Annotated in this window: 3 protein-coding genes; all 3 read left to right on the top strand. The window is 28.9% G+C overall.

The window, feature by feature from the left end:
* Positions 1 to 66: 66 nt before the first annotated feature.
* From ABJG40_RS04135 to ABJG40_RS04125, 3 genes are read left to right on the top strand one after another with little or no spacing between them, the layout of a single operon-like run.
* Positions 67 to 2,862, top strand: coding sequence for a SusC/RagA family TonB-linked outer membrane protein (locus ABJG40_RS04135; protein WP_348023303.1), 2,796 nt, complete (start codon positions 67 to 69; stop codon positions 2,860 to 2,862).
* 26 nt (positions 2,863 to 2,888) lie between these two features.
* Entirely contained in the window at positions 2,889 to 4,613 is a 1,725-nt protein-coding gene (locus ABJG40_RS04130; RefSeq protein WP_348023302.1) for a RagB/SusD family nutrient uptake outer membrane protein, read from the top strand.
* A 20-nt stretch (positions 4,614 to 4,633) separates the two neighbouring features.
* Positions 4,634 to 5,563 (top strand): DUF1735 domain-containing protein, encoded by a 930-nt coding sequence (locus ABJG40_RS04125; RefSeq protein ID WP_348023301.1) that lies wholly within the window; start codon positions 4,634 to 4,636, stop codon positions 5,561 to 5,563.
* Positions 5,564 to 5,968: the final 405 nt, after the last annotated feature.

Below are 5,968 nucleotides of genomic sequence, written 5' to 3'. Positions count from 1 at the left end.
GGTAATTAATAGTTAAAATAAAAAATTATTACAATACCACTTACTTAAAACTATAAAACAAAACAAATGAAAATAAACATAAAACAATTTAAGTTTTTCATTTTCTGCGTACTTAATATATTAGCTATAAATATTGGTGTTGCACAAAATGCATCATTAGATAATATAGAATTAAAAGATTCGCTTCAAATAAAAAATAATACCAATATCTTGGAAACTCCTTTCGGAACATTTAATCTTAAAAATACAACTGGAAGTGTATTTAGAATATCAGGAGATGAACTAAGAAAAACAATAGGAGATAATTTAATAAATGCTTTAAGAGGTAGAGTACCAGGCTTAAGAGTTGTTAGAACAAATAACTCTCCTGTTAATGGTGGTTCTTATAGCTATAATTTAAATGGTAGAACACCAAGTATATTAGTAGATGGACAACCTAGAGGTTTACAAGTAGATTTAAGAGAAGTAGAAGAAGTCATTGTACTTACTGATGCTACTTTTAACTCTTTATTGGGTAATTTAGGAGATAATGGTTTAATATATGTAATTACAAAAGGAGGTAAAGCCAGTAAACCTATTGTAGAAGTTAATTATCAAAGGACTCTAAATACTATTACAACTACACCAAAACATTTATCTGCTGCAGAATATGCAACAGTAATAAATAAGGCATCTAATAATGATGGGTTTGGTGATGTTTATAGTCAAGAAGCAATAGATGCTTATCAAAATGGTACAGACCCTGTCTTATATCCAAATGTAAATGCTCAAGAAACATTTTTAGAAGATTCTTCATCCGCTAATTTTATGTCTTTGAATGTTTATGGAGGAGATAACAATGTAAACTACAGTGGGTTTGTTTCATATTCTGACTGGAAAGGTTTAGAAAAAGTAGGCGAAAAAACAGATGGTAGAAATATTACTTTTAGAACAAAAATTAAAGCAAAGCTTAATGACGTAATAACTACACATGGAAGTGTTTATGGGCAATTTGGACGAAATAAAAGAAATGTTTTAACTTCAGATCAAACTATTCAATGGATTAATAATACACCTGCAAATGCATTCCCTTTAAATGTAGGGGACTCTGCATACGTTGTTAGTAATCAGTATCAAGGTAACTTATTAGCTGAATTAGAAAAAGGAGGTACTAGAACAGATTATAGTTCTAATATGATTTTTGATATAGGTTTAGATTTTGATTTTGATAAATATATAAAAGGACTAAAATATAGTACCTATGGTATGATTAGAACAAATAACAATCACTCCCTAGTTACTAATAATGCCCCTGAATTACTGTTACTAGATATACAAAAAGATATCAATAATTTAGATTCTTTAGCTGGATATAAAATATATCAAGATGAAGATATAAAGACATCACCATCTAGAAATACTGCTGTTATTGGTCGTTATTTTTCATTTGGTGGTAACTTAAGCTATGTTAAAGAAAATAATGATGGAATTTTAAATTTAAATTTAAGTCATCTTTTATATTTTAATCCTAGTTCAGGTGGTGCAAATGCAGATAAACGTAATTTAACTTTTAATTTGAATAGTTCTTATGTTTTAAAAGATAAATACATTCTTTATGCGAACGCAAACTCAAGCAGTAGTTCTAAATTTATTGGAGATAATAAAACAAAAATATTTCCAACTTTAGGAGTTGCCTGGGTTGCATCAAATGAAAATTTCTTAAAAAATAGTAAAGTAATAGATTACCTTAAATTTAGAACTTCTTATGGAGTTGTAGGAACAGAGTATGATGGTAATAGTCTTTTATATTTAGATAGATGGTCTGGTGGTAGAAATTCTGGTACTACATATAACGGAGCAAACAATACACAAGATGATTATGGATACAGTTTAGCTGCTACTGGAAATCCAGAAATAGATTGGGTTTTATATAATCAACTTTTTGCTGGTCTAGAACTAAGGCTATTAAAAAAATTCTCATTAGGAGTAAACTATTTTAATATAGAAATTCAAAATCAGACTACCAATGCAAGTGCTTTATATGCAGATGCTTTAGGAGAAAATGTATACTTACCACAATTAAATTTTACTACTAGTAGAAATGTTGGTTTTAACGCTAACCTTACATATAGAGATAATGTTGGTTCTTTTAAATATTATGCTAATGTTAATGTTGGTCATAACAAGGTAATAGGAGAAAAATTAGCTGAAGTACAGTATCCAGATCAATATCGATTAAAACAAGGACAAGCACAAGACGTTATTACAGGTTATGTAAGCGATGGTTTATTTACTGCTTCTAATATAGATACAGCTTTACCTCAATTTACAGATGTACAAATTGGTGATATCAGATACGTTGATCAAAACGGAGATAATGTAATAGATTCTAGAGATCAAAGAACAATTGGAAACAGTAATCCTAGATACAATTATGGAATTAACCTAGGTTTTGAGTATAAAGGTATAAACTTAGACATTGTAGGTACAGGAGTTACAGGTTATGATATTAATCTTAATTCATCTTCATATTATAAACATAATGGTTCTGCTAATTATTTTGGTAGTGTAAATAGCGATCTTCCAAATGGAAATGCAAATCCAAGATTAAGTACTCTATCAAATTCTAATAATTATGTAAACTCAGATTATTGGTTAGCAGATGGAGCTCATTTTAGAATTTCTAATGTAGAGTTAGGATATTCATTACCAAAATCTACAGTTTCTAATAGCGTATTTTCAGATATAAAATTCTTTATAAGAGGTAATAATTTAGCCGTATTCAGCAAGTTTAGTGATTTAGATCCAGAAGACATATATGCTGGTATTAGTAGATATCCAATGTTACGTACTTTTGCTTTAGGTGCTTCTATCAATTTTTAATAAGTTAAATGCTAAAAAATAAAAAAATGAAATTAACTAATAAAATATTAATAATTATAACCTTAATGCTTAGCATTACAGGATGTAGCTCTTTTTTAGAAGATGAGGTTGAACATTTAACTGAAGAAGAAATAATAACATCCGGAATAAGATCAAGAGGTTTAATCGATGATATTTATACTGATTACTCTTTTAGTAGATATCTTCAGGAATTTTCTTTAGAAACATTATCGGATAATGGTGTATATCGTAATGCAGAAACACCTCTTGCAAATTTAAATTGGGGACCAACAAATAATCCTTACAATTATGTTTGGGCTCAATCATATAAAAACATAAGACAAATCCAAGAATACATTAAGTTGGTACATGATGAAGGATTACCATACTTATCTTCTGAAGCTAGTTCAGATTTAAGTGACTTAGTAGTAACGAGGTATTACGGAGAAGCTTTTTTCTTAAAAGCTTGGGCAGAATGGGAGTTATTAAAAATATTTGGTGGACCAGGACCTGATGGAACTATGTTAGGTTTTCCAATTGTAAATGAAATTCTAGAAAATGATGAATATGCTTTATTAAGTAGAAATACATATCAAGAATGTGTAGATCAAATTATGTCAGATTTAGATGTTGCAATAGCAAATTTACCACTTAAATATACTGGGTCTGATCCATTTAGTAGTGCAGAACTAGGTAGAGCAAGTGGTTTAGCTGCATATGCTGTAAAAGCAAAAGTAGCTTTATTTGCAGCTAGTCCTGCTTTTAACCTAACAAATGATATTTCTAAATGGGAATTAGCAGCAAAATATGCCCAAGACTTAATTGATCAAAACGGTGGTTTAGTTTCATTAAAAACTTTTAATGTTAGTAATGAGAATAATTCAGATCACATTTGGAGATTGCGTGACTCTAGAAATTCATCTACTTTAGAACGTAATTTATACCCTCCAACGTTATATGGTAATGGTCTGGTAAATCCATCTCAAAATTTAGTAGATGCATTTGCTTCAAAAAATGGGTATCCTATTAGTGATTCTAAAAGTTTATATGATGCTACAACGCCATACGCTTCTAGAGATTCTAGATTTTATAAATTTATTTTTTACAATGGAGATAAAGGTTTCACAACAGAAACTGCTACTGATTTTAACTCTTTAGAAACTTTTCAAGGAGGATTAGATAATTTTGGGGGATTTATTTCTAATGTAGGTACAAGAACTGGGTATTATTTAAAAAAATATTTATATGACATTGATTTAGACCCAACGCTAGATCCTGCTCCTGCTGCTGAACCTAAAGTTTATGTTCAACTTGATCTTACGGATATATATTTAAGTTACGCAGAAGCAGTTAATGAAGCATATGGTCAAATAGAAACTGCTCCTGCAGGGTTAAATTACTCAGCTAAAGATGTAATAAAAAAAATAAGACAAAGGGCTAATATATTTTCAGATCCTTATTTAGATGAAGTTTCTACTGATTCAGACAAATTTAGAGATTTTTTAAAAAATGAAAGACGAATAGAATTATGTTTTAGCGGTGAAAGATTCCATGATTTAAGAAGATGGAAGGATATTGTTAATATTGAAGATATTAAAGGTGTAAAAATCACTAAAAATAATGATGATACTTTTTCTTACGAAAACATTACGGTAGAAGAAAGAGGCTACGAAAATAAAAACTATTATTTACCTTTACCATATAGTGAATTGATATTAAACCCTAATTTGAAACAAAACCAAGGATGGTAAAAAATTTAAACACAAAGATTATGAAGAATAATAAATTAAGATCTATCTCCAAATTATTGGCATTGGTTGTAATAGCATTAAGTATTACATCATGTTATGAAGATTTTGTTGAAAATGAATTTGACTTTACTTCTGTCTACTTACCAAAAGAAACTATTGACCGTACATTTATTATGGGAGAAGGAATGCAAATTGGTGTTGGTGTTGTGCTAGGTGGTCGATTAGATAACACAGAAGATGTAGAAGTAACTTTCTCATTAGATGAATCTCTTTTAGATCCAGGTTCTGCACTACCAGAAAGCTACTATGAGTTAGTAGATAGTGAAGGAAATCCTGCTAATAATAAAATAATAATTCCTGCAGGAAAAACACAAGGGTTTGTATATGTAAAAGCAGATTCTATCAAATTTCTTAATGACCCAGTATCATTAGGTAATAATTATGCATTAGGGTTTACATTAGACAATGTGGTAAAAGCAGATTCTATTTTAGCTAATTTAAAATCAACTAAAATAACATTTACTTATATAAACCAATTATATGGTAATTATATTCAAAAAGGACAATTTATAAAAACTGCGTTAGATGATCCATCCACTACTGAAGATGAGTCAGGAGCTCCAGAAACAATTGTTTACCCAGGAGCTGTTTCAGATGTTTTAGAATTCACAATGGTATCTCCTAATAGTTTGGTGAATGATGGAATTGCAGATTTAAAAGGATCTGATAAAAAATTAAATATAATTCTTGCTGATGATAATTCAATATCGATAGAAACAGCTACAGGTGGAGTAACAATTGTTGATGACGGGAGTTCTTCTTATAACCCTGAAACACGTGAAATAAAACTTAACTATTCTTTTGAGTTTAATTTTTTTAAATATGAAGTTACAGAGGTTTTAGAATTTAGAAATAGAGAAGTTGACGGTGTAAATCAATATACTTTTTAAGATATAACAACATTTATAACTAAAAAGCCTCTTATAAAAATTATGAGAGGTTTTTCTTTTTACATCAAACTCATTTGGAAGTACAAAAAATATAAAAATAAAACCTAATACAATAATACATATAAAAGATAATTTAGGATATGTAGACATAACCTGTTAAGGCAATTCTACTACACAAACACAAAATTTAGATACTTTAAATAAATTTTTACAACCTTTAAAAACGGAGCTTAATCTACCAAAACTATAGTTATTCTACTAAAAGTACAAAACAACAAATAACTGATTTAAATGGTGTAATAACAACCAAAAAATCATAGAAAAAACTGGATTAATAACAATTATTGAAGTGTTAAATAAACATGGCAATAATACAGTTAAGGTATGTTTTGGAAAAAAATATTG

Origin of the sequence: Polaribacter sp. (assembly GCF_039939415.1) — a bacterium.
Taxonomy (GTDB): Bacteria; Bacteroidota; Bacteroidia; order Flavobacteriales; family Flavobacteriaceae; genus Polaribacter.
Note: the sequence above shows the minus strand (reverse complement) of the source record. Positions and strands in the feature narration are given on the sequence as shown.